We start from the raw sequence: 3,864 nt of genomic DNA on the forward strand, positions 1-3,864 counted from the left end.
GGAGGTGTGGCGTTTTGCTTGTCTTTTGGAGTGTCTTTAGGCGTGGCGTATGCCGTGGCGTTAGGCATGGCGGGAGGCGTGGGAGCAAAAATTGATAATGAAGACTTGATATTAGTAGGCTTTTTGTTGAGTATACCAGGAGGTCTAGGCTTTGGTGTAGCTGGTGGTCTGGTACATGGTGAAGGGTTAGGCGTTGCGTATGGTGTTACTTTTGCTGTACTATTCTTTCTGGGTATCAATATCAACTTATGGCGACCAATAGTTTTATACCCATCACTCCAATTATGGAATTTAGCACTTTATTGGTTGGAAAAAAACCGCATCAACCAGCCTTCTATTTTATTAAGATTGTCTCATATATTTCCTTATCGAATTAACCAAAGGCACACTGATGATACATTTCCAAAGTCAATATTACCTTTACCTTCTCAACAAATTGAGAAAAGGATAGACGAGTATTCAAGTTCATTACGCTATCATTCAGCCTTTTGGGATCAATTTCAGCGCATACCTTTATATGGCTTAGATAAGTATTTACTTTTAGTCATAGAATATAATCCAAGCGAAGGTGAAGCTGCTATCAATTATCTCAATGAAAGTCTGCAAAATTGGGCTGTTCAAATTTGCAAAGATGCACTGAACCTAAGAAAATGTGGTGATGTAGAAGCTATACGTCAGGTTCATCGCTCCATAGAAATCGAGGAATTAGAGAATTCAATTAATTCTGTTCTACGCATTTTTACTCGCATCAGTCAGGATGTAAACGCAGCATTAGAACAAAGAAGTAATTACAACCAGCGTATAGCTCTTAAAGCTGTAGCAGAAAAGCTAAATGGACAGTTAGAAAACTTTAATCGTAGTAATAATAAATATGCTTCTTCCTTTCTACCTTTTGCTAAAATATGGCTGGATATAATTAACAAATATATAGAAGAACTAGCTATTAAAGTTGAACAAAACAAAGAAATTGACAACCCTTATATTCTTGGTGTACCGCTTACACTAGAGCAAGAAGTTTTCACAGGGCGTGATGACATTGGCTTACGCATTGAGCAGTTACTTTTAGACCGCCGTCGCCCACCTCTGCTACTCTATGGCCAGCGACGCATGGGTAAAACTTCCCTCCTCAACAATATCGGAAAGTTACTACCTAATAGCATTATCCCCATGTTTGTAGACTTGCAAGGCGCACCTTCATCAGCTAGTGACCATGCAGGTTTTCTCTACAACCTCGCTAGAGAGATGGAGAAGTCAGCGAAAAAGCAAGGTGTAACTTTACCGTCCCTAGGCCGCCAAGTATTAAAATCTGACCCCTTCACCGATTTTTATGAATGGCTAGATAAAGTAGAACAGGCTCTAGAACAAAATACCGCCTTGCTAGCGCTAGATGAATTCGAGGTTTTAGACAACGCCATAGCCAAAGGTCGCTTTGAGAAAGAGGATGTTTTGGGAATGCTGCGTCACCTCATCCAACATCGTCCCCGCTTCAAGGTGTTACTGGCTGGCTCTCATACTATCGAAGAATATCAGCGCTGGGCTAGTTATCTGATTAATGTCCAAGTTGTGCATATCTCCTACCTCAAAGAAGTGGAAGCACGACAATTAATTGAACGTCCCGTCAAAGATTTTACCCTCCGCTATGAACCCAACGCCGTTGAGCGAGTGCTACAACTCACCCGTTGTCACCCATTCTTAGTACAACTACTCTGCGGGGAAATTATTGTCCTTAAGAACGAACAAGACCCCTCTATCCGGCGATTGGCAACTTTCGCAGATGTGGAAACCGCGATACCAGCAGCTTTGCAAAGTGGTGGCTTTTTCTTTGCTGATATTCAAAACAATCAAGTAGATGCTACTGGACAAGCTATTCTACGTTTTCTCGCCGCTCAAGGGGAAGGGGCTATAGTTAGCCGCCAAATTTTATTGCAACGGTTTTCTAATGCTGATATTACACTCAAATTGCTGTTGCAACTTGAGTTAATTGAGGAAGTTGACGATGGCTATAGCTTCCAGGTGGAGTTGATTCGCCGCTGGTTTATTTGAATCATGTCTGATAAGTTAACTTCTGACAAATACTATTTGTGCTGACGTAATTGCTCTACTATATAGTCTTCTAGTTCTTGTTTTTCTCTGTTACTAGCATTTCGTTGATAAGTTCTTCCAGTTTCTTGAATAAACCGACGTTTCTCGCTGGGAGAAGATTTGATACCTCCAGTTCCTTGCAGCTTTTGCTGTAATTCTTCCCAAGTGTTTTCACCCACACTTTCACCTAGTTTGACCAGTGCCTTTGGGAGTAACATTTTTGCCTCTCGTTGAAAATCTTCTTCTGTCTCAAGGGAAGCTAAATCTATATTGCTGAAGTCAATATCAATTTGAAAATTACTCATAAAATTGTATTTATTCTGTTCAAAATTATTACCACAATTGGGGAAAGATGGATTTTCAATTTTCAGCTATGATTCTAGTGTAGTATAATTGTACTATTTGAGATTGATAACTGAGTTGAAAACATTAATTCCGAAAGTTGATTGAATACTTCCGGTAGTATAGCCCTACTTAATCATTCACAACAAGATTCCCGACTTCTTAAAAGTAAGTGGGTAATCGGAGCCTTTTGATTTTCACTTATACAATAAAATTACTATATCTTCAGAAAGAAGACATATTATTAATCTCCGTACAACCAAGTTAGCAATATTAGAAATGCTATCTTAAAAGCAAAGGTCATTTGCTCAATTTTTGAGGATAATACTATGACTACAACGCTCAAAGAGGCTAGTTCTATTGAGTCATTGCTAGGTAAAGAGGCTGAAGACCTGCTTACCTACAAAGCAAAAGTTCCTACTGATTTAATACATTTGCCGGGCCCAGACTTTGTAGATCGAATCTGGCTTAATAGCGATCGCAACCCACAAGTGATACGTAATCTTCAGTTACTTTATTCTACTGGTCGTCTTGCATATACTGGGTATCTGTCTATTCTACCGGTAGACCAAGGGATTGAACACTCAGCAGGTGCGTCTTTTGCGCCCAATCCGATTTACTTTGACCCAGAAAATATTGTCAGGCTAGCGATCGCCGCAGGTTGCAATGCGGTTGCTACCACTTTAGGGACATTAGGTATAGTTTCGCGCAAGTATGCCCACAAAATCCCCTTTATTGCCAAAATCAATCACAACGAATTACTGACTTTCCCTAATCAATTTGACCAGGTATTGTTTGCTGATGTGGAACAAGCTTGGAATTTAGGGGCCGCCGCCGTCGGTGCGACAATTTACTTTGGTTCAGAGCAGTCTACCAGACAAATTCAGGAAATCAGCAAAGCTTTTAAACGCGCCCATGAACTGGGGATGGTGACAATTCTCTGGTGTTATCTGCGGAATAACGCTTTTAAACAAGACAAAGATTACCACCTTGCGGCTGACCTCACCGGACAGGCGAATCATTTGGGTGTAACGATTGAAGCCGACATCATTAAACAAAAGTTACCCGAAAATAACAATGGTTACGGTGCTGTTGCCAAAGCCAGTGGTAAGAGTTACGGCAAAACCGATGAGCGCGTTTACACAGAACTGACAACCGATCACCCAATTGATTTAACTCGTTACCAAGTACTGAATTGCTACTCTGGGCGTGTCGGGTTGATTAATTCTGGTGGCGCGACTGGTAAAAATGATTTCGCCGAAGCAATACGCACCGCCGTAATCAACAAACGCGCTGGTGGTTCAGGATTAATTTCTGGGCGAAAGACCTTCCAACGTCCTTTTGAGGAAGGTGTAAAACTGTTTCATAACATTCAGGATGTTTACTTGTCGCCAGATGTGACGATAGCTTAGGGAGTGGGGAGATGAAGAAGCAGGGGGC

Annotated in this window: 3 protein-coding genes; 2 read left to right on the top strand and 1 reads right to left on the bottom strand. The window is 41.1% G+C overall.

Annotated features, from left to right (window positions below; genetic code table 11):
• Positions 1-2,043: AAA family ATPase (locus tag ACFE90_RS36950; protein WP_375507202.1), on the top strand; the 2,043-nt coding region annotated here is incomplete at its 5' end.
• A gap of 32 nt (positions 2,044-2,075) precedes the next feature.
• On the opposite strand, the gene ACFE90_RS36955 is transcribed toward ACFE90_RS36950, so the two are convergent.
• A complete protein-coding gene (locus ACFE90_RS36955) occupies positions 2,076-2,387 on the bottom strand; it encodes a hypothetical protein (RefSeq protein WP_375507203.1) in 312 nt (103 codons plus the stop codon).
• A 366-nt stretch (positions 2,388-2,753) separates the two neighbouring features.
• Between ACFE90_RS36955 and ACFE90_RS36960 the strand changes: the two genes are divergently transcribed.
• Positions 2,754-3,836 (top strand): class I fructose-bisphosphate aldolase, encoded by a 1,083-nt coding sequence (locus ACFE90_RS36960; protein WP_375507204.1) that lies wholly within the window; start codon positions 2,754-2,756, stop codon positions 3,834-3,836.
• Positions 3,837-3,864 lie beyond the last annotated feature (28 nt).

The sequence above is a fragment of the uncultured Nostoc sp. genome (assembly GCF_964245445.1).
Lineage (GTDB): Bacteria > Cyanobacteriota > Cyanobacteriia > Cyanobacteriales > Nostocaceae > Nostoc.